This window comes from Ignavibacterium sp. (assembly GCA_032027145.1).
Lineage (GTDB): Bacteria > Bacteroidota > Ignavibacteria > Ignavibacteriales > Ignavibacteriaceae > IGN3.
The window spans coordinates 3,224,362-3,245,634 of sequence record JAVSMP010000001.1; the positions used below are offsets into that span (position 1 = coordinate 3,224,362).

The window sequence follows — 21,273 nt, forward strand, 5'->3', positions numbered from 1 at the left end:
GATTCCTTATGAGTTATTTGATAATTTAATTCCGCTTGCCTTATTGGCTAACATCTTCTTAACAAGATCTACAATAACCGCAGATGCTTCTACCGGCGGTGTTCCTTGTCTGTGAATATTAGAAATAACTGTTCTGTCTGATTCAACAGTTGTGGCAACTGAAGGTTTGTAAATCATATACGAGCTCATACTTTCAGACTGACCAAGACCCGGTCTTTCACCAATTAGAAGTACTATCACATCAGCATCCAATAGTTCACCAATTTCATCTTCAACTTTTACTCTGCCGTACTTTACAAAAAACGGTGTTCCAACATTTATTCCAGCTGATTCAAACCCCTTTAATAATGGAGGTAAGATTTCATCATAGTTCATTGTAAGTGCATCAGTGCTTAATCCATCTGATAGAACAATTTGCACCTGCGGATTTTTCTTACACTTTTCTTTAATTGTCTGTATCGCTTCTTCACTAAGCTTTCTTCCTAAATCCGGTCTGGTCAGGTATTCGTCTTTATCCTGAATTTTTGTTTGAACCATGAACAAGCCGGTTTTTTTAACCCACTCTTCCGGAACCTCTTTAAAGACAGTATCGCGCGAAAGTGAATGATCGGCAAGAAATCTTAACAGAGTATTTGTACGTGGACGTGGACCAGCGTGTCCAACGCATACTCTGGCATTTGTTGATTTTCTGATCTCTTTTACTGTTTCAAAATTTTTTGCATGATCAAGCCCAATCCAGGCTTTACATTCATCACCAGTTAAATCAGGTAAAGCTTCACCAATATTGCAGGCAGCAGCAGCAGTTGTACCTGAAGGTGCAGTATTAACAGCTTTTTTTGAATCAGAATTATCTTTCTTAATTTCTTTAAGAACAGCTTCAACTAATTGTTCAATTTGTTTATTGTCCATCTTTTACTTCCTTTCTTATGAAAAAATTGATGGATCACCAGCAATAGCTGTTAATTTTCCATCTGCCATTAAACCCATTTTCTCCATCCACTTCTCATACTCAGGGCAAGGGCGGAGATTTAACAGTTGTCTTACAGTAGCTGCATCATGAAAACTTGTTGTTTGATAATTAAGCATTATATCATCGCCCATAGGTACACCCATAACAAAATTGCAGCCGGCAGCAACAAGAAGAACAGTTAAATTTTCAATTGTGTTTTGATCTGCATCAGCATGATTAGTATAACAAGCATCAGCACCCATTGGTATGCCGGTTAGTTTACCCATAAAGTGATCCTCAAGACCAGCGCGTGTTATCTGACGACCATCATATAAATATTCAGGGCCTATAAATCCAACTACGGTATTAACCATAAATGGTTTATATCTTTTTGCTAATCCATAGCATCTTGCTTCCAATGTAACCTGATCAGCGCCAAAATGTGCATCTGCTGAAAGTTCAGCGCCCTGACCAGTTTCAAAATACATCATATTAGGTCCAGCTATTTTACAATAGTGCTTGCCTATTTCATAAGCTTCATCAAGCATTGCAACCGAGATTCCAAATTCATTATTACCTTTTTCTGATCCGGCAATACTTTGGAATATCAGACCTGCAGGAGCACCATCCTTGATTGCTTTCATTTGGTTGCTAACATGAGCCAATATGCAATTTTGTGTTGGTATCTGATACTTCTGAATAATTTCATCAGTTGCAATTAATAACTTCTTAATATTTTCAGGAGTATCAATAACAGGGTTGATGCCGATTACAACATCACCTGAGCCATAGGCAAGACCTTCAAATATCTCTGCTCTTATGCTCTTTACATCATCGCGGGGATCATTTGGCTGCAGTCTTTGTCCAAATGTACCCGGTAATCCGACAGTTGAATTAGCTTTAGCTACAACTCTGATTTTCTTACCGGCATAAATTAAATCCATATTCGACATCAACTTGGCTGCAGCAGCCACCATTTCTGATGTTAAACCTCTTCTAAGTTTTTCAATATCTTCGTGCGTAGTCGAATCAGAAAGGATATACTCACGAAGTTCTCCTACAGACCAATTTTTTATCTGACTATAGAATGTTTCATTAACTGAATCCTGGATAACCCTGGTTACCTCATCTTTTTCGTAAGGAACTACAGGATTATTTCTCAAATCAGCTAAAGTTAAATTACTCAGGACGTACTTTGCTGCAACTCTTTCCTGAGATGTTTCGGCAGCAACACCGGCTAACACATCCCCCGAGCGTTGTTCGTTGGCTTTAGCCAGAACATCTTTTACATCCTTGAAAGTATAATTTTTTCCGAACAATTGAGTATTTAATCTCATTGTTTATACCTCTTCATTTTATGGAAACGCTAGTGACTTAATTGTTAAGGGAACTATTTCACCGCCAAAATAACTTTTACCGATATCAATGTAATCTCCTTCATAAGAAACTACCTCATCAATAATTGCCAGTGGATGAGATTTCAGAGATGCTGAAAGCTCCATCCCCAACACCTTTCCAATATCATTAAAAGCTAAAATTATAACGGGTGAATTGTCTTCTTTTCTATGTTTATTTAATACAGTAATTAATTCCTCTGCACATTTTTGAACTGCTCTGTAAGTAACAGGAATTTCTTTGGGAAGATAAATTGCATATTCATCATTAGATAAACTAACATCCATTATTTTTGCTGCCTCCTCAATTCCATAGGACAATGATGAATTTGTATCGTTCCAATCGAAGTGAGGATGAAGCACCGGTAGATTACGCAGAGGCAAATTTTCTGCAGTTAACCATATCGTACTTCCGCTTAATGATAAAGTATATGCACCTGCTCCTATAACTGTTGCTCTTATAGTTTGATTAGGTTCAATTACATTAAATTTTCTCAATTTATTGTTTTTCATTAAAGCTTCTGCCAGTAATACACCAATATCTGAAAATTGAAATCTGTCTTTTGCCATTTCATCAAGTTTGTAGTAACACTCGCCAACACCGCCTGATAGAAAAACAGCGCTAAAAGTATATTGCTGCTTTAACGGATTTGTCTGCAGTAATTCGTTAGCTAAAGGAGATACATTATTACCTTCTATACATTCAATTATCAAATCTGCCATTACATCACAAATAGATTTAATATCATTTAGAGAAAGTGAATCGTAATCTTCGTGAAAATTTGGAATAATGCTTTTCAATATCTTCTTAACAGGTTCAGTTATTTTTGTAACCTTGCCGTTTCTATCTGTTTGGATTAATCTTCCGCCTACATTCAAGCAACAAGAATCTATGATTCTGCCGTTTCTAAAAACAGCATAATTAGAAGTTCCACCACCGATATCAATATTCAAAACAGTTGTTGTATGATCTTCAGAATAAACAGAGCTTCCTGATCCTCGTCCAGCAATTACTGATTCGAAATGCGGACCAGCAGTTGCAACAACAAAATCTCCCAAATCACCAGCTAATTTCATCAGTGTTGCTTTGGCATTTTTTGCTTTTGAAGTTTCACCGGTTATTATGATTGCACCGGTTTCAATTTCTTTCAATCCAAAGCCAGCTTTTTTGTATTCATCTAATACCATATCCCATAATTTTATATGATCGATCGATCCATCAGAGTTAAATGGAGTAAATAGAATTTTACCTGTATAAAGAATTTTCCTATCTACAAATTCAAAGTGTGGGACTTGAGTGGGTGCTGCAATATTCCTCAGCACTAGAGATGAAAATATGACCTGTGTAGTAGTAGTACCAACATCAATCCCCACACTATTTATAACCTTATTGCTCAATTTTTTTTGTATATCCCATCATTAGTAAAAGTAACAGAGAGGATTTTTCCTCCCTGTTACAATACAAAAGACTATTATTTTAGCAACTGCGGTTCAGTTTTGCCTAAAAGAATAGATTCAGAGCTTTTACGAAATACACCTGTATTTTCATCTCGTCCCTGTAAAATAAATCTTGGATATGCTTCGCCTTGTTGTTCAACAGATTTCTTACTCAGCTCTCCAATTGGTCCGCCTTTTACTCTGTTAAATACAACTGTAAGTTTCATATCTTTAAACTCTGTTGACATTTCATAATCACCATCACTATCACCAGCTGACATTAAAGGATCATAATTCTTTCCAAGACCATCCTGAATTATCATCTTGATCGCTTCAACTTTACCCATTCTTTGAGTCTGAGGATAATTTTCTTTATAGTATGGCTGGATAACTCCGTTCTTTTCACCTAATTCCATTGCAATAACTCTGTCAGAAGGAACATTGTATCCATAATCGTTACCTGAAATTACCTGTATAACTGGTTTATAGCTTGCTGATACAATCCATACATCAAAACCATTTGATTTAAGTGCGTGAATAAGATTTTGCATTTCAGGATATAATCTTAATCCTGTTTTAAAGGAGTAACTAACCGGACCAGCTTTAGTATTAAATCCAGCTGGTGTTCCCCATTTGCTCTTTCCTAACTTATTTCCTAATTCAAATTGGATAGCTTCTTTTGCTAATGCCTGAACATCAGCTTCTGTAAAGCCAGCAAAAAGATAAAGAACCCAGGGATATCCATAATCTGCTTCAATACCTTTTGTATCGCAATAACCATCATATAAGAACGCAACTTTAGCGATAAAATCATTGTATTGAGGAGTCTTTTGAATATCTTCTAATTTCATCTTGCCGCCCAAGCCTTCATAATTATCATAAAGGTAATTGTAATCAGCTATCAGATCAGCATTGATGTCTTTCAATAGTGTATTATTATAATCTGCTGAAAGTTTAGTAACACCTTTTATTTCATCTTTTAACAAACCGGCAAATTGATCTTTTGTCATCTTAAAACGAAGATGACTTAACTGATATCTCATAATTGCTTCTTCAACATCAAAATGACCGCAAGTTTGATCCCAGTCAAATACAACATAAGGAGGTTTACTTGCATCATAATACTTTCCTCCAATTCCATAGTCTGTAATAAAATTATTAAGAACTTCATAATTCTTATCAGACCAGTTCATTCTGGCTAACTTTGTTTTGTCGCCGGCAGAATTAACTGATGAACACCCCAGCACAATAGCACTAAGAATCAGAATATTAAAAACTTTTTTTAATAACATTTTTATACCTCTAATTTTTTAGAAATTAACTAATAATTGGAAATTATATCTCATATTTGATTTTGATTCGCCGCCTACTTTAAAGCTTTCGTTAATCAGGTTGAACATTATGTAGGTATCAGAAACAAATTCATAATTAAAACCGCCAATGATCATCAGCATTTCATCATCACTTGTATCTGTATCATTATCCATCATACCTACCTGCCCAACAAACATCAACTCAGGTAGTGGTGAATAATTAACATATCCCATATATGAAGCAGCTTTAATTTCAGAAACTGAATTTTTTGCAAAATCAACTTCGCCGCCGACGTCTAACATTTTAGCAAGTTTATATTCTAAACCGCCGCCAAACATGTTGTTATGTGCTTCATTATTATTTGCTGCATAATAATCAATCATCGTCCAGCCAAATACTGTTATACCGGTTCCTGGAGGTTTTATCCAAATGTCTGATATAAAGTTTTTAGCTTTATTATTATCTACTGCATTTGTATAACCGTTATAATTAGCAACTGCAGCTCTAACATATCCCCATTTTTCCGGGAAGTTATAAGTTAACATTGCACCGGTAACAGCAGAACTGAAACCATAAGTATAATACCTGTCTAACCAGCTGTTCTCAATTGTGTTATGGTAATCCTGCGGACCTGGCTGCTCGTAATTACCAAAAGTAGCTGTAAGACCATTTAGCCCAAGAAAATCATCCATTTCCAAATAAGCATATTTTATTCTTCCACGGGTACCATCATTGGCATTAACTGTACTTGTAGTTAAATCTCCACCGGAGCCAATAGAAGCAGACCTAAGTGCAACTCGGTTGGTATGATCAAAATCCATTGTGAATCTTGCCCGGATTTTATCATTGAATTTGTACTTCATAGTGATATAACCACGTTGGAAGTAAAAATAGTTTTGTGTCCTTTTTGTATATGGATCATCAATTAAATATCTGTAACGCAGTGTTGAAGACAAACTGAAGTTATCAGATATTTTTCCGAAAAAAGGAGTATTTGGGATATATGAATTATCCTCAGAATACTTTTCCGGGTCAGCAGCAAATGTTGCAGGAATCAGCATCATAACTGCGACCATAATTAAAAAGAAGTTTTTTATCATTGTAGCTCTCCTCTGTTTAGTTGAATTGAAAAAAGAATATTTAATTAGATAATTTATTTTTGGGTGCAACAATCATTGCAACTAAAATAGCAGTAACTCCTGCTGTTAGTTTTCCAACCATCACCGGAAATATCATATCCGGTTTAACTGCGGCTGTAAAACCAAGATGATCTCCTAAAGTAAATGCAGCACTAACTGCAAATGCAATATTAATTACCTTCCCGCGCTCATCCATATTACTTAAGATTTTGAACATTGGAATGCAATTAGCAAGCGTGGCAATAAACCCAACAGCTGAAACTTCGCTCACTCCCAGTTTTATTCCCAGTTTTGTAAGTGGTTTTTTAAACCATTTGGAAACAAGATAAACCATTGGATAAGCGCCGGCTAGAATCAGTGCAATTCTGCTGACTACTTCGAGTGCCCTGATATCTATCCCGGGTGTATCTCCAATAATAGGAACAATTGGTTCGAGACCTGGTATCAATGGAATTCCTGTCAATGTTTCAAAAACAATTGAAGCTAATCCTATTGTAATTAATGCCACTAATATTTTTGCGAAAATCATAAAACCTTTTATCATCAAGTTTGGGATCTTCCATAGTCCGATGGATATCAGAGCAGAAAAAACTACAATAGGAATCAGATTAGTAAACACTAATGAATAAGAAAAGATTATCGGAGCTCCTTCCGGAGTTGTAATGGAAGAATAAATGGCAATCAAACCTCCGGCAATACATCCAATTGGTATTGTAACAATTCCGGCTAATATTCCAAGTGCTAAAGATGGTCTGTCTTTTTTATCAATTATTCCGATGCCAACAGGAATTGTAAAAACAATCGTTGGACCCATCATAGAGCCAAGTATTAATCCTGCATACATCCATGATGCATAATCTGTTACTACTCCATTTTCGGTAACTAATTCTTTAGCAAGAAAATATCCGCCCATGTCATTAGCTAAGAGAGTGGTTCCGAACATTGCAGGACTTGCACCAAGAGCTGAATAAAGAGGTATAATAACAGGGCTTAAAATAGCCGCTAAAACAGGTGCTAAAGCAATAACTCCAACCATTGCCAGAGCCAGAGCGCCCCACGAATTAAATCCTTCTTCAAACTCTTTACCTACTCCATCAATTGCATTGCCCAAAAAACCTAATCCAATTTTTTTTAATACATTTGCTGAACCACCGAATTGATCCAATATTCTGTCCAAAGCACCAATGATTAAAAATCCCACCATTATGTATAAAATTATTTCATTAATAATCTGCATATCAATTTCCCTTAATTATAAAATATGAATTGATTTTCTGAGGTAAACAATTTTGGTCAGATTTCTGCTTGTCTAAAAAGCAAAAACGATTTAAGAGATTTAGATTTTTATAAGTTATATCTACACGAATAGTATTCATAATCAAAAGCATAACACCATTTTGTTCGATAAATTTTCTGAAATCCTGAGCAAACATCATTAAAATTGTTATGAATAACATGAAAATGTAATAAGCTTGCTGATTTTTGTAATAAGCTTAGTCTTTTCAGGATAAAAATCTGATGTGCAAAAAAGAATGTTTACTGAAACAACTTTTCTCTTAATCTTCTGCTGAATTTATGACTTGATACAATTGCGCGGTTGAAATCTTTCAAGAAAATCCTAAAAGTGTGGTTTGGACTTTTTTCAATAGATTTGATATGATTAGTATTTATAATTGCTGTCCGGTGAACTCTAATAAAACACTTTTCCGGTAAAATTTTTTCCCACTCTTTGATTAATTTTCTTACCAAAAAAACTTCATTATTGATGATATTAATATTTGAGTAAACACCTGCAGAGATAATACATACAATTTCATTTATGTTTACTGAGTGTGCTTTCCCATCAGATGATATTAGAATCGAATCTTCAATGGATAATTGCTGGTTTTCGTCCTGTTTTACATCTGCTGCCATTTCACTTACTTTAATTTTCTTATCCAATCTCAAACGAATTGCTTTAAGTACTTCTTTGGTTTTTATTGGTTTTGTTAAATAATCATCAGCACCTAAATTCATACCTTTACGCAGGTCTTCCATCTCAGCTTTGGCAGTAAGAAAAATAAATGGAATGGTCTGAGTTTCTTTTGATTGAGAAAGTTCCTTTAATATCTGATAACCATCAATGTCAGGCAGCATAATATCACAGATTATCAAATCCGGTATTATCTTTTTTGCCAATCTTAAACCCATCTCTCCGGTTTCTGCTAATATAGGGTAATAATTATTTAAGCTTAGGATTTTTCCAAAATTTTCGCGCAGGGCTCTATCATCTTCAATAAAAAGTACTGTTTCCATAGAGTTAAATTTTTTCAGTTATGGTTACTTTGGGTTTAGTTTGTTTATTAATAATGTTATGCGGAATCTTTACAATAAAAACACTACCGACATTTTCTTTACTGTTAAAGAAAAGTTCGCCGCCTAAAATCTCAATTGATCTTTTAGTTATCGCTAATCCAAGTCCGGTTCCATGAATCCCTCCAACATTTTTTCCACGAGCAAATAACTCTAAAACATTTTCCTTATCTTCATCTTTAATCCCAATACCTTCATCCTTTACTTCAATTATTACTTTTTCCTTATTCAAAGAAACGTGAAAGTAAACTTTTTTATCTTCGTGTGTGTATTTAAGTGCATTAACAACTAAATTTGAAATTATCTGTCTTAATTCCTTCTTGTCAGAATTAACTTTAATTTCAGTATTGCTGGAAGTAAACACCAACTCAGGTTTTTTTTCAAATCTTGAAGATAATTCCTCAATAATCTGCTTGCTATAATCAACAATGTTTATTTCTTCTATCTTAAGTTCAACTTTACCGATTTCAGCTTTATTGATGGAAATAACATCATTAAGCAGTTCCATAATTTCTTCAATTGCATTTTGAATTCTTTTAAATTGTTCAATCTTCTCATCATCTTTAATTCTGTTGCTATACAATTCCAGAATTTCTGCAGAAGATGATATTGTATATAATGGTGTTCTAAGCTCGTGCGAAATCATTGAAATAAATCTGGATTTCAGTTCATTCAATTCTTTAGCTTCAACAAGAACTTCCTTTGTTCTCTGATTAACAATTTCTTCAAGTGATCTGTTATATTTTTCTAATTTTGTTTTTGTATCCCTAATCTCCTGATAAGCTTCATGGAGTTCATTCATTTTTCTTTTAAGCTCATCCCGCATATAACTAAAGGATTTCGCCAGGTAACCTATTTCATCATTCGAACTTACTTCAGATAACGGAAAATCCATTTTACCTTTTGCAAAGTGATCAGCAGCTATTGATAATTTGGTTAATGGTCTTGTAATGGATTTTGATATTATCATTATAACTGCAAATAAAATAACAATACCAAAAACACTTAATGCAATTATTTTTCTGCTCAAAGAATCCAGCTCGCCTGTCAGTTCATCAAGCGGATACATTACTGCTAATGACCAGCCATTGTGTGGAATAGATGCATAATAAATCCAATTAACTATTCCATTTGTTCCGTCTGTGTAATTTATTTTTGCAAAACCAGTTTGTCCTTTCGTCATCTTGTTTGCAACCTGATCTAACTGCGGTGATTTCAACGATCTTGCTAAATCAAATATTGTATAATTCATGATCTTTTCAATTTCAGGATAAGTAATCAATCGCCCTTCTTTTGAAATAAGGAAACCATATCCTGTTTCAAGTACTTTAATAGTTGATACTATCTGATCAAGCCACTCCAACGAAATGTCCGAAGTAATTATTCCAATAATTTTTCTTTGACCATCAATTGTCCTGAATATCGGGACTGAAAATGTTGACATAATAACATTACCGCCGCCTTTATCGAAATAAGGTTCACTCCAGACAGCCTTTCCAAGTGATTTAGGTTTAGTGTACCAATCCGCAAAATGATAGTTATATGTTTCTGTTCCTAATGAAACTGCTTTTAATGATCCAAATGATTTGTACACATAAGGAGCAAAATATTTTCTGTTCTTATCAAACATAAATGGTTCAAAAGCAATCGTAGCTCCGTATATCTCATCATTTTCACCAACCATTGTATTTAATATCTCAACAAGCTGCTCTTCAGTATATGAAATCTTTTCGATCAGGTTTGCAATATTTTGAGGCACCTTTTCAACAGAAATTAATACTTTTTCAACCTGATTAATTTTATTCTGTGCAAGATTTTCAGCATTGTCTTCGATATTCTTTTCAATAATTGTTCTGGTAACATTGTAGTTATACAAAAATATCACCAATAGTATAAATGAGATACTGAGAAAAATAGAAGTAACTATCTTAAATGATAATCCGGTTTGTGGTTTATAAGTTATCATTAAGTCATTTTCTAAATTCTGTTACCAATGCCTTCAAAGCTTCGTCAACAGCAAGATACATGTCATCTTTACCAAGTGATTTATCTATCATATAACTTTTCTTTGCTACACCTTGCACAGTACCGGAAATGACAATTTTTTTTCCACTTATATCATAAACTGCATAACTAACAGAAGCTTCAATCCCCGGTTCAACTAAATCTGCACTTTGATAACGCTCATTAATATTCCGTACATCATCCAATTGAATTGCTAATGGAATTAAGATGTAATCACCATTTTGTGTAAGCTTTTCGTCTATATTAAACTCTGTTTTTGATGCAGCTCTGTAAATACCGTCTCTTTTAATTATTGGTATTAAAATTTTTGAGCCTTTGTTATTTTCAAGGACAAAACCTTTATTCAAAGATTTTGGAATAAACAAATCCAGATTCTCTGAAATTTTTTTCATCATAAGATTTTGTATATCTGTATCAATGCTTTCTCTCTTTGAAAAATCATCGCCATCAAAAAAAGGTAATTCAGTTGCTTTTGAAACATTGTTTTCTATTACCTGCGGAACAGATATAAGCACCTCTTTGCCCTTCAGCTTATTTAAGTTAAAATCCGGATCTTCAATCACTAAACCACTATTAACAGTCTGACAACTATATATTCCTGCAATCAGTGGTAAGATTGAGAGTAATAGTTTTATTTGGCTTTTCATTTGGGTTTTCATAATAAAGTATTAGTATATAATATTTCGAATGTAATTTATTGATTTCACCAAATATTCGCAAAGAAACGAATTAGGCATATATATTTGACGAAAACTAAGGGTTTACTAAAAAGAAACTGATTGCATTACTACTAATTGGTACTAATACCAATGGTTTACTAAATCATTTCTAAAATTTTCAATATCATATTTTTAGTACCGAGTTAAAATTAACTTCAACTTTCAGAAAGAATGTCAGATCGAAAGTACCGCCGACCGGATGGTACTGAATCCTGTTGTTTAATAAATTTTTGACCGCTGCTGTAACTTTAATTTTTTCTTTCCAAAAATTTTTTGTTAATGAAAAATCTATCATAAGTTTTTCAGATAATGTGCTTTTATATAAATCGTTAGTCATTAATTCTATATTTCTGTATTCAATCCATTCGGCAGATGATAAATATGTAAAAGCAATAGAACCATAAAGATCCTCGACCGGCTGATATGTTAATAAATAAAAAGCTTTATGAGCAGGTATTCTTTTTATCAGCATTTTGTAAATCTCACTGCCAGTTAAATAATATCCATAACGATAATAAAATTTTCCTCCGAATCCTTTTAAAAATTTATGCTCAAAACTCAAATAAAGTTCACCGCGACCGCCCTCAATATCAGTAAACAATTTCTGATTTCTGTTTTCAACAATTCTATCCTGATCATTATAAATAAAATCATTAAGGATATAATTCAAACCATTATCCTTAAAGATGGTAATGCCTGAATTTATTTTTTTATTATCAAGTTTATATTTGTAATCAAAACTAAAGAGATAGGATACTCCGTTATAAGTTATGTTGTGATTGTTTATCGTGTCGTTGATAAATGATAAGTGATTTATATTTTTTCGTTGTTCAAGTAGGTTATCTATATTATACATATTACCAACTGAAATTGAAAACATTAAAAGATTTTGATTGTCTATCTCATACAGATTGGCAACATTTGTAAAAAAAGCTGTATTTCTTTTTTCATTTCTGAAATTGAAATCAATATTATGTTTTAGTTTCTCTGTGGTTCTAAAATTCAATAATGCAAAAAATGAATTTATATTTCTGCTGTAATCTACTCTTTCACTTTTTGTCTGCAGATTTTGGTATTCAATGGATAAGCCGGCAAAGTAATTTATTGCCCCAACCGATGACTTAAGTCCTGCTTTGGTATTAATCAAAAGATTGTCTAATCTGAAATTGAAATCATCTGAAAGCCTTGACTGTTTAGCACTCGAGTGCTTAATATTCAAATCAAGACTTATTATATCCGTATCATTTAAGAATATTTCATTACCTGAAACAAAATAAATATTCTGACTTTCATAAGGGATCTCAGAACTTAAATTATCATCAAAATATAAATCAGCCCCATAAACATAACCGATTAAAGGCTGACCTGTTTTACTAAATGCTGTAAATAAACTATGGTGGCTTGTGTTATTCTTTAAATATGAATTTACCGACAATCCAGAATATCGGACCTGATAATTTTGAAAAATATAATCAGGAGTACGCATTAAAATTGCCTCATCAGTTGCAGGCGATACCTGATCGACAAAATTAAGTGAAAGTCCAAAATTTTTATTTCCATAACTTGAGTTAAATGAAGTGTTTGGTCCAAATTGATCTACATTGTTACTAAAATATTTTGTATATCTATAGGGACCAGGATCACCTACTTCGTTTCCGGTTGAATAGTTAAATGAAAATGAAATATCCTCTGGCGGCTCTTTTGTAATAAAATCAATTAAAATACCTGCAGAGTAATTGCCAAAATAATTAACCGGATAATATTGGATTACAATTGAATCAATTGCATTCGGGTCTAATGGTAATTGACTTAAATTAACTTTATCCAGAAATCCAAAATTAGTTTTAACCCCGTTTATAAGGATGGATATATCTGCTGGTGTTTGTTCGAATAAATTGTTTTTTAATGAAGTATGACGATATCCATCAAGAGTATATAGATCAATTTGAGGCAGAATTGAATAAATGTCTGACAATCTTATTATTGGAAAAAATTTCAAGTCATTTTTTTTTAAAATAATCTCACCTGCCGACTGAGAATAAATTGAACAAAAAGTCATTAGAAAAATTATCGTTAAATTTTGTACAATTTTTTTCATTCAAAGAACTCACTAAGCCAGGCTGGCGCTGTAAATGATTTAACTAATCCAATCCGAAAAGAAAGTAATTCAATTTTCTTTCTGGTATAAATGTAACTGTAACCTAATCCTAACTCTGCACTCCAAGTATTATAAATCTTAAAGTCAATACCGGAAACAAGTTTAAGAGCAAATTCTCTTTCAATCTGCCCTGCAGGGTTTTCAAAAAGATCTGCATCTTCAAATCGAAACTCATAAATACCAAAATCAAACCCAGCCATTAAACTAAAATCAGAAAATAATTCAAAGTAATTTCTGTAAAGGAAATAATAATCTATTCCATAAAATCCCAGTGTAATATCATTATAACTATCAAATTTCATTAAACTTAACCCAACACCTAATTGACCGACTGGATGCTCAAAACGAAATTCACCCAGAATACCAATATCAGAGCTCCAGATATTTTCAAAATCACTTGAACCAAGGGCTTTCATGGGACTGACAGACAGATAAATTTGCTTATCCGGATTTTGAGGATATAAACATCTGATAAGCAGAAAAGCTATTACAAGAATTTTAATTATTAATGAGTTCAAGATTTTACTAATTTACTTATTAAAATTATCGAAATAGAAACTTACATACACTAATAAGCTTCAAGAATCTCAAAAGATTAGAAATATTCTCTTCTTCTTTGGAATTGTTATTTTAAATTCAGTTTAGGATTTTTTTTACGTATGAATAAGGTTTTGAGTTATTGTAATTACAACTTTTAGTCAGCTTATATCAAATAGCTTAAGAATCACAAAAGATTTTTTATTTTCAGTCCAAACCAATTTCGGAATCGGAATAAAAAGGTTCTTAAATAATCATTTTATAGTGATCAGAATGATATTCTCCAATTAATAATTTTTTAGGAACAGTATTTCAAAATAATGAATAAGGAAAATCCATGTTATTTTCTTGTTTCTGTTACATATCACAAATAATTTAGCAGTGTTAATTTTAAATTAATATTATTCACTTAATTAGAGGTTCTTGTATGAGTCTCAGTCTTATAGCAAAATCAATTAAAGCGTCACCAACTTTAAAGCTGAATGAGAAATTTGCAATTCTTAAAGAAAAAGGAGATCCTGTAATTCACCTTGGTGGAGGTGAACCCAAAAGTAAAGCACCAATGGATGCAATGCTGGCAACTATAGCACATGTAAATACAGGCGAGGTTCGGTATGCTCCGGCAGATGGTATCCCTGCATTAAAGCAAGCAGTCATCCGTTATACAGAAGAGTTTTATGAAAGAAAAGTAAAACCAGAAAATGTTATCGCTTCCAGTGGTGCAAAACAAGCGATAATGGTTGCATTACAGGCAGTATTAAATCCGCAGGAAGAAGTATTATTTCCTGCCCCTTATTGGGTAAGCTATCCGGATATGGCAAGATTGATTGGTGCAATTCCAATTGCAGCTCCGCCTGAAGATGGTTCGTTTTATCCAACTTTAAAAGATATTTCCAGCAGGGTTGGGTCTTACACAAAAGCGATTATCATCAACAGTCCGAATAATCCAACCGGTGCTATGTACAGCGCAGACTTTATTGCAGAGATAGTAGAGTTCTGTGAGAAGAAGGATATCTGGCTGATTATGGATGATATCTATCATCGTCTTATCTTTGATGGAAAGAAGCCAATTAATGTTTATAAGTTTGCTAAAAAGCTGGATGATAACTCTAAGATCATTGTTATCAACGGAGTCTCTAAACAGTATGCAATGACTGGTTACAGAATTGGCTGGGCTGTCGGAAATAAAAAAGTTATCGAAGCAATGGCTAATATTCAGGGGCATCAAACTTCTGGTCCGTCTGTCCTTTTGCAAAAAGCAGCAGTTGGCGCTATAAACGGGATACAGTCAGGTGTAGAAAGCTTACGAGCAACATTAGAAAATAATAGAAATGTTATGATTGATCTCTTAAAATCTTTTGAAGGAGTTAAAGTTCATAAACCTGACGGAACGTTTTATTGCTTCGCTGATTTTAGTGCTTATATGAAGGATTCAAATAAACTTTCAGAATTTTTAATTGATAAAGTTCAGGTATTAACTGTACCGGGGAAAGAGTTTGGTTTGGATGGTCATTTAAGATTAAGTTATTGCGGAACAATAAAAGATATTCAGGAAGGTATCGAAAGAATGAAATGGGCTTTAGATCCTAATTCACCAAATGAACTATATATTGGTGATAGAAAACTAGTGAGGGATTGGGCATGAGTAAATATTTAGAATTCAATACACCTGCAACAAAACAGGCACAAGAGCTTGCTTCAGATTACAGATTAAAGAATCAGGGTTTTACAGATCTTGATCGTGTGTTCTGGAATTTACCAGACGAAGCTTTATATGAAGAAGCTATCTTTAGAAATGAGGGTAAACTTTCTAAACACGGACCGCTGATTGTAAACACCGGTAAACATACAGCTCGTGCCGCAGCAGATAAATTCATTGTACAAGAAGCAAGCACCAAAGATAAAATTTGGTGGGGCGTTTATAACCGTCCATTCAGTTCTGAAAAGTTTAATCAGCTTATGGGAAGAGTGCAGGCTTATCTTCAGGGAGAGGAATTGTTTGTACAAGATTGTTATGTAGGCGCAGATCCTGATTATAGAATGCCAATCAGAATTGTAACTGAAAAAGCATGGCATAGCTTGTTTGCAAGAAACATGTTTATTACAACAGAAAACAGAGACGAATTGAAAAAATTTGTTCCTGACTTTACTGTTCTGACACTTTCTGGTTTTAAAGTTGACCCTTCTGTTGATGGAACAAGAACTGAAACAGGAATAATCCTGAACTTTGAACAACGAATTGCTGTGATAGCCAATAGCCTTTACGGCGGTGAGATTAAAAAATCAGTGTTTACGCTACTAAACTTTTTATTAACATTTGAAGATGTTCTGCCGATGCACTGCTCAGCAAATGTTGGTAAAGATGGCGATGTTGCCTTGTTTTTCGGATTAAGCGGTACAGGTAAAACAACTCTTTCTGCTGATCCAAAAAGAAAACTAATCGGTGATGATGAACATGGCTGGAGCTCGCAGGGCGTTTTCAATTTTGAAGGCGGATGTTATGCAAAAGTAATTCGTCTTTCTGCTGAACATGAACCTGAGATATATGCAACAACCAGAAGATTCGGAACAATATTAGAAAACGTTGTTTATGATCCAGTCAGCAGATACATTGATCTGGATGATGATCAAATTACTGAAAATACAAGATGCTCGTATCCTTTAGAATTTATTCCGAACGTTGTGCCTGATGGATATGTAAGAACTCATCCAAAGAATATAATCTTCTTAACTTGCGATGCATCGGGAGTACTTCCGCCGATTGCCAAATTAAATCCGGCACAGGCACAATATCATTTTATAAGCGGTTATACATCTAAAATTGCCGGAACAGAAATCGGGCTGGGAGTCGAACCTCAAATAACTTTCTCTGCCTGCTTTGGTGCACCATTTATGGTTCGTTATCCATTTGAATATGCAGCAATGCTTAAAGAAAGAATGTTAAAACATAACGCAAATGTCTGGCTGGTAAATACTGGATGGGTTGGCGGAAGGTTTGGAGTTGGTAAAAGAATAAGCATACGACACACAAGAAATCTTCTTAATGCTGCATTAGATGGAAAACTTGAAAAAGTTAAGTTCAGAAAAGATAAATTATTCGGATTTGAAGTTCCATTAACTTGTCCTGAAGTTCCTGAAGATGTCTTAGAACCATCAAACTCCTGGGGTAACAAAGACGAGTACTGGAAAAAATATGATGCTCTTGCAGCGCGATTCATAGAAAACTTTAAACTCTTCTCTGATGGCTGTTCTGAGGAAGTAAAAGCAGCTGGACCAATCCGGTTTTCGAAATAATAAATGGCGGGCTTATGCCCGCCTTTTTTTTTGACATATCTCCGTAAAAAAAATTGACAATTAAATATCAAATTATTAGGTTAAAATCAGTTAATAAATAGTTATTAACAAATCCAACAAATAAGTAACTAACAAAAACAAAGGAGTGTGTTATGAAAAAAACTTTTTCAATATTTACTATGCTCATCTTCTCTGTCCTTCTTCTAACGGATGGATTTTCTCAAAGTTTCTTTACAGGAGCAATAGGTGTAAATCAAAGTAATGGAGGAAGACAAAGAGTATTTTCAGACAACTTGTCAACCAGACAAATTGAAAGAATTTCTGTTTTAGTAGGTGTAAGTACCTCAGCAGTATTTGACTATAATGAAGATCAGAATTCTGAAGTTCCTGCAGCAACAGTTGCTTCACCTTTAATGAGTGATTTTGAAGTTACATCTACAATTAACAACACATATTCTAATTTGCCGCCAAATGTTAGTGTCAGTTACAATATTTACGGATGGACAAATGATCCTTATCTGTTAGTTAAAACAACTGTAAAAAATAACGAAACCTCTGCAATCAATGCAGCAATTGGTTTGGAGATTATTCCTCGCATAAATGGAACTTACGAAAACGATACTTTACAATGGGATGCTACCACACTTTCTTTATCTATACATAAAGGATACTATGTCAATGTAAAGTTCTTATCACACACTCAGAAATCACTTAAACTAGTTCCCTGGACAGATCCTTATGCCAATGATTCACTTTATTATTCCTGGTTAACACAAAATTCATTTGACCCGGTTTTGGTTGCTAATTCTGCTGGCGATGGTGCAGTAGCTATTATGGGGCAGGATCCGGTAAGTATAAATCCCGGAGAATCAACTGTTTTCTATTATGGTGTTTCGGTTGGTGCAAATTATAATACTTGCGTTTCAAATATGGCTTTATGTATTGCAAAATATAATCAGGTTGTTCCTGTTGAATTGACTTCATTTACTGCATCTGCTCAGGATCAGCAGGTTACCTTGAATTGGTCAACGGCAACTGAATTGAATAATAATGGTTTTGAGATTCAAAGAAGTTTGAATAATAGTAGTTTTGTAACTGTCGGATATGTTAAAGGTAAAGGAACAACAACTAATCAAACGGATTATGTTTATGTTGATAAAAATTTAACTCAGGGAAATTACTCCTACCGGCTAAAACAAATAGATTTCAACGGTCAGTTTGAGTATTCTGATGTAATAGAAGTTTTAGTTGCAAGTCTTGATAAATATGCACTAGTTCAAAATTATCCGAACCCATTCAATCCATCAACAACTATAGGATATATTCTTAAAGATAATGCTAATGTTAAATTATCAATCTATAATTCGCTTGGAGAAGAAGTAGCAGTTCTTGTAAATGAATTACAGGAACAAGGATATCATCAGATAAATTTTGATGCTTCCGGTCTGCCAAGCGGAATTTATTATTATACGATTAATGCAGGCGATTTTGCTCAAACTAAAAAAATGCTCCTCATCAAGTAATCATTTTTAATTAAAAGAAACCGCAGTAATTAAGCTGCGGTTTCTTTTTATATAGTCACTTAATTTTTAAAATTTGCCTGTCAGTTCATTATAACAAACTATTTCAAATACTAATTAGAAGGAAAATACAATGAGTATGATTAAAGAATTCAAAGAATTTGCAATGCGCGGTAATGTTGTTGACATGGCTGTCGGTATCATAATCGGCGGTGCTTTTGGCAAAATTGTTTCATCTTTTGTTGCTGATGTAATTATGCCGCCAATCGGGATTTTACTTGGCGGAGTGGATTTTTCTAAGCTGGCAATTACAATTAAAGAAGGCTCGGAAGGTGTTGAACCTGTACTTCTTAAATACGGTATGTTTATAAATACAATTATTGATTTCTTAATAATTGCATTCGCAATCTTTATGGCAATTAAAGCTATGAATTCATTGAAGAAGAAACAGGAAGAAGCACCTGCAGCACCACCCGAACCACCTGCAGATGTTAAACTGCTTACAGAAATAAGAGATTTATTAAAAAAATAACAGGTAATTAAAAAAGGCCGCGAATTTTGCAGCCTTTTATTTTATTCTTTACTCAACATCTTTAATAAAAGTTAAAAATTCATCTGCATTAACAAAACCTGTAAGCCGTTTTGTTTCATTTCCATTTGCATCAATAATAAGTACAGTTGGCATTCCGACTACATTGAATTTTTTCCTGAGTTGTTCATTGGTTTCATTATTTTTCGTCATATCAACTTTATAAACTGTAAAGTGATCAAACTTTTCAATAATCCGTTTATCTGAAAATGTAAGTGCATCTAATTCCTTACACGGAATACACCAATCAGCATAAAAATCAATAACCATTCTTTCTTTATTATTTAATGATGATTGATAACCATGTATAGAGAATGGTTTCCATTCAGGTTCAAGTTTTTCAGATGGGATAAGCACATAAATTGATAATACAAGTACAACTACTGAAAATATTGTTTTAAAAGTTCTGAATCCCTTGGCATCGTTTGCTGTTCTATCAATAAATAAAAGTATCAACGCAGCAATAATTCCAAAAGCCGGTAAAACATACCCTTGAGCAACTTTTGGCAAAATAGGATCTAAGAAATATAACGCCATCCCAATTAGTAAAAATCCAAAAATATGTTTAACACCTTCCATCCAAATTCCTGCTCTTGGCAAACTTTTAATTTTACCAGAAAAGATTGCAAGAATTAAATAAGGAAACCCTAACCCAAGTGCTAGAACAAAGAACATTAAGAATCCATAAAGCGGGTCTCCTTTTGCGGCAACATAAGTAACCAGTCCAAGTACAAAAGGACCAATGCAGGGTGCAGCAACAATACCCATAGTTAGCCCCATAAAGAAAGCACCAAAAGTTCCACCCTTTGCACCGCCGGCTTTAGCAACAAGTGAATCCGGCAATTTAAATTCATAAACACCAAACTGACTAAGTGCTAATGCAACAAACAATAAAACAATTACTATTATCACAATTGGATTTTGCAAGAGCGAACCGAATACTGCCCCGCTAAGTGAAGTAATTACTCCCACAACAGAATAAGTTAATGCCATACCAAGCATATATAATAAACCAAGCAAAACAAGCCGACTGGTTTTACCTTCTGCTTGTCCTCCAAAATATCCTATAGTAATCGGTATCAAAGGATAAACACAAGGAGTCAGATTTAATGCAAGACCCGCAAGAAATACAAAGATCAGACTCAAAAATATTCCACTGCTCTCAAGTGTAGAAGCAATAGAATTTTCATCAGAAGATTGACTTTGCTGAGAATTCTTCTTTAACATCTCAAAATTGCTTTCTTCATCCTGCTCATCAGTATCGGAAGATACTGTAACCTTAGAAGTATCTTCTGACTTATTCTCAATTACTTCAATTTCAAATTCAGTAGCTGCATCGTTTGGCGGCATACACGTCATATCATTACAAGCCTGATAACCAAGATTTATTTTTACTTTCTGTTTACCAACGGGTGCATTTTTATCAACTCTGAAATTTAACTTAGCAGCTGTAGTCCCCTCATAAACTGAGACCAGTTCTTCGGAGAATGCAAGTTTAATATTATGTGCTTCAGGATAGATAACCTTAGTTAACCTAACACCATTTCCTTTAGCAGTAATTTCGCTTGGTATTAAAAAATCATCATTGGGTTTCTGGGAATTGATATGCCAGGTTTGATCTACGGTAATTTCAAGAGTTATTTTAAATTCATCCCCCTGAATTACTCTTGGAACAGACTCTTTTGGAGTAATCTTTACTACATCACTTCCCTGTGCAAAATTAATTTGCTGAAATGATAACACAATAAAGAATAAAAAAAAGCCAACAAATCGTAATTTTGTCATTTCCATCCTTAAAAAATTAATTTATTAAGGCAAAGATAAAGCCCTAGTGGAATTATCTACA

The 21,273-nt window shown here is 33.8% G+C and carries 16 protein-coding genes; 4 read left to right on the forward strand and 12 right to left on the reverse strand.

The window, feature by feature from the left end; translation table 11 throughout:
• Positions 1-6: 6 nt before the first annotated feature.
• The 11 genes from eutC to ROY99_13555 form a co-directional block, all read right to left on the reverse strand.
• On the reverse strand, positions 7-909 hold the full coding sequence (eutC, locus tag ROY99_13505; protein ID MDT3697394.1) for an ethanolamine ammonia-lyase subunit EutC: 903 nt from the start codon (positions 907-909) through the stop codon (positions 7-9).
• 15 nt (positions 910-924) lie between these two features.
• The gene (locus ROY99_13510; GenBank protein ID MDT3697395.1) at positions 925-2,286 is read right to left on the reverse strand and encodes an ethanolamine ammonia-lyase subunit EutB; all 1,362 of its coding nucleotides are present in this window, start codon (positions 2,284-2,286) and stop codon (positions 925-927) included.
• 18 nt (positions 2,287-2,304) lie between these two features.
• The gene (locus tag ROY99_13515; protein MDT3697396.1) at positions 2,305-3,741 is read right to left on the reverse strand and encodes an ethanolamine ammonia-lyase reactivating factor EutA; all 1,437 of its coding nucleotides are present in this window, start codon (positions 3,739-3,741) and stop codon (positions 2,305-2,307) included.
• Positions 3,742-3,815: 74 nt separating this feature from the next.
• The gene (locus ROY99_13520) at positions 3,816-5,072 is read right to left on the reverse strand and encodes a haloacid dehalogenase-like hydrolase (GenBank protein ID MDT3697397.1); all 1,257 of its coding nucleotides are present in this window, start codon (positions 5,070-5,072) and stop codon (positions 3,816-3,818) included.
• Between the two features lie 18 nt (positions 5,073-5,090).
• A complete protein-coding gene (locus ROY99_13525) occupies positions 5,091-6,194 on the reverse strand; it encodes a hypothetical protein (GenBank protein ID MDT3697398.1) in 1,104 nt (367 codons plus the stop codon).
• 40 nt (positions 6,195-6,234) lie between these two features.
• A complete protein-coding gene (locus tag ROY99_13530) occupies positions 6,235-7,470 on the reverse strand; it encodes an ethanolamine utilization protein EutH (GenBank protein MDT3697399.1) in 1,236 nt (411 codons plus the stop codon).
• 299 nt (positions 7,471-7,769) lie between these two features.
• Entirely contained in the window at positions 7,770-8,528 is a 759-nt protein-coding gene (locus ROY99_13535) for a response regulator (GenBank protein ID MDT3697400.1), read from the reverse strand.
• 4 nt (positions 8,529-8,532) lie between these two features.
• A complete protein-coding gene (locus tag ROY99_13540; GenBank protein ID MDT3697401.1) occupies positions 8,533-10,551 on the reverse strand; it encodes a cache domain-containing protein in 2,019 nt (672 codons plus the stop codon).
• A 4-nt stretch (positions 10,552-10,555) separates the two neighbouring features.
• A complete protein-coding gene (locus tag ROY99_13545; GenBank protein MDT3697402.1) occupies positions 10,556-11,257 on the reverse strand; it encodes a hypothetical protein in 702 nt (233 codons plus the stop codon).
• A 196-nt stretch (positions 11,258-11,453) separates the two neighbouring features.
• The gene (locus tag ROY99_13550; GenBank protein ID MDT3697403.1) at positions 11,454-13,427 is read right to left on the reverse strand and encodes a hypothetical protein; all 1,974 of its coding nucleotides are present in this window, start codon (positions 13,425-13,427) and stop codon (positions 11,454-11,456) included.
• A complete protein-coding gene (locus tag ROY99_13555; protein MDT3697404.1) occupies positions 13,424-14,005 on the reverse strand; it encodes a hypothetical protein in 582 nt (193 codons plus the stop codon). Before ROY99_13555 ends, ROY99_13550 begins: the two co-directional genes overlap by 4 nt.
• A 446-nt stretch (positions 14,006-14,451) precedes the next feature.
• Here ROY99_13555 and ROY99_13560 point away from each other — a divergent pair, with 446 nt between their 5' ends.
• The 4 genes from ROY99_13560 to mscL all read left to right on the forward strand — a co-directional run bounded on the left by ROY99_13560 (position 14,452) and on the right by mscL (position 19,370).
• On the forward strand, positions 14,452-15,669 hold the full coding sequence (locus tag ROY99_13560; GenBank protein ID MDT3697405.1) for a pyridoxal phosphate-dependent aminotransferase: 1,218 nt from the start codon (positions 14,452-14,454) through the stop codon (positions 15,667-15,669).
• Positions 15,666-17,318, forward strand: a complete 1,653-nt coding sequence (pckA, locus tag ROY99_13565; protein ID MDT3697406.1) for a phosphoenolpyruvate carboxykinase (ATP) — start codon at positions 15,666-15,668, stop codon at positions 17,316-17,318. Before ROY99_13560 ends, pckA begins: the two co-directional genes overlap by 4 nt.
• A gap of 152 nt (positions 17,319-17,470) precedes the next feature.
• Positions 17,471-18,841 carry a T9SS type A sorting domain-containing protein gene (locus tag ROY99_13570; protein ID MDT3697407.1) on the forward strand — a complete coding sequence of 457 codons (1,371 nt, stop codon included), beginning with the start codon at positions 17,471-17,473 and terminating at the stop codon, positions 18,839-18,841.
• A gap of 130 nt (positions 18,842-18,971) precedes the next feature.
• A complete protein-coding gene (mscL, locus tag ROY99_13575; GenBank protein ID MDT3697408.1) occupies positions 18,972-19,370 on the forward strand; it encodes a large-conductance mechanosensitive channel protein MscL in 399 nt (132 codons plus the stop codon).
• Positions 19,371-19,418: 48 nt separating this feature from the next.
• On the opposite strand, the gene dsbD is transcribed toward mscL, so the two are convergent.
• A complete protein-coding gene (gene dsbD / locus ROY99_13580; protein ID MDT3697409.1) occupies positions 19,419-21,212 on the reverse strand; it encodes a protein-disulfide reductase DsbD in 1,794 nt (597 codons plus the stop codon).
• Between the last annotated feature and the right edge of the window lie 61 nt (positions 21,213-21,273).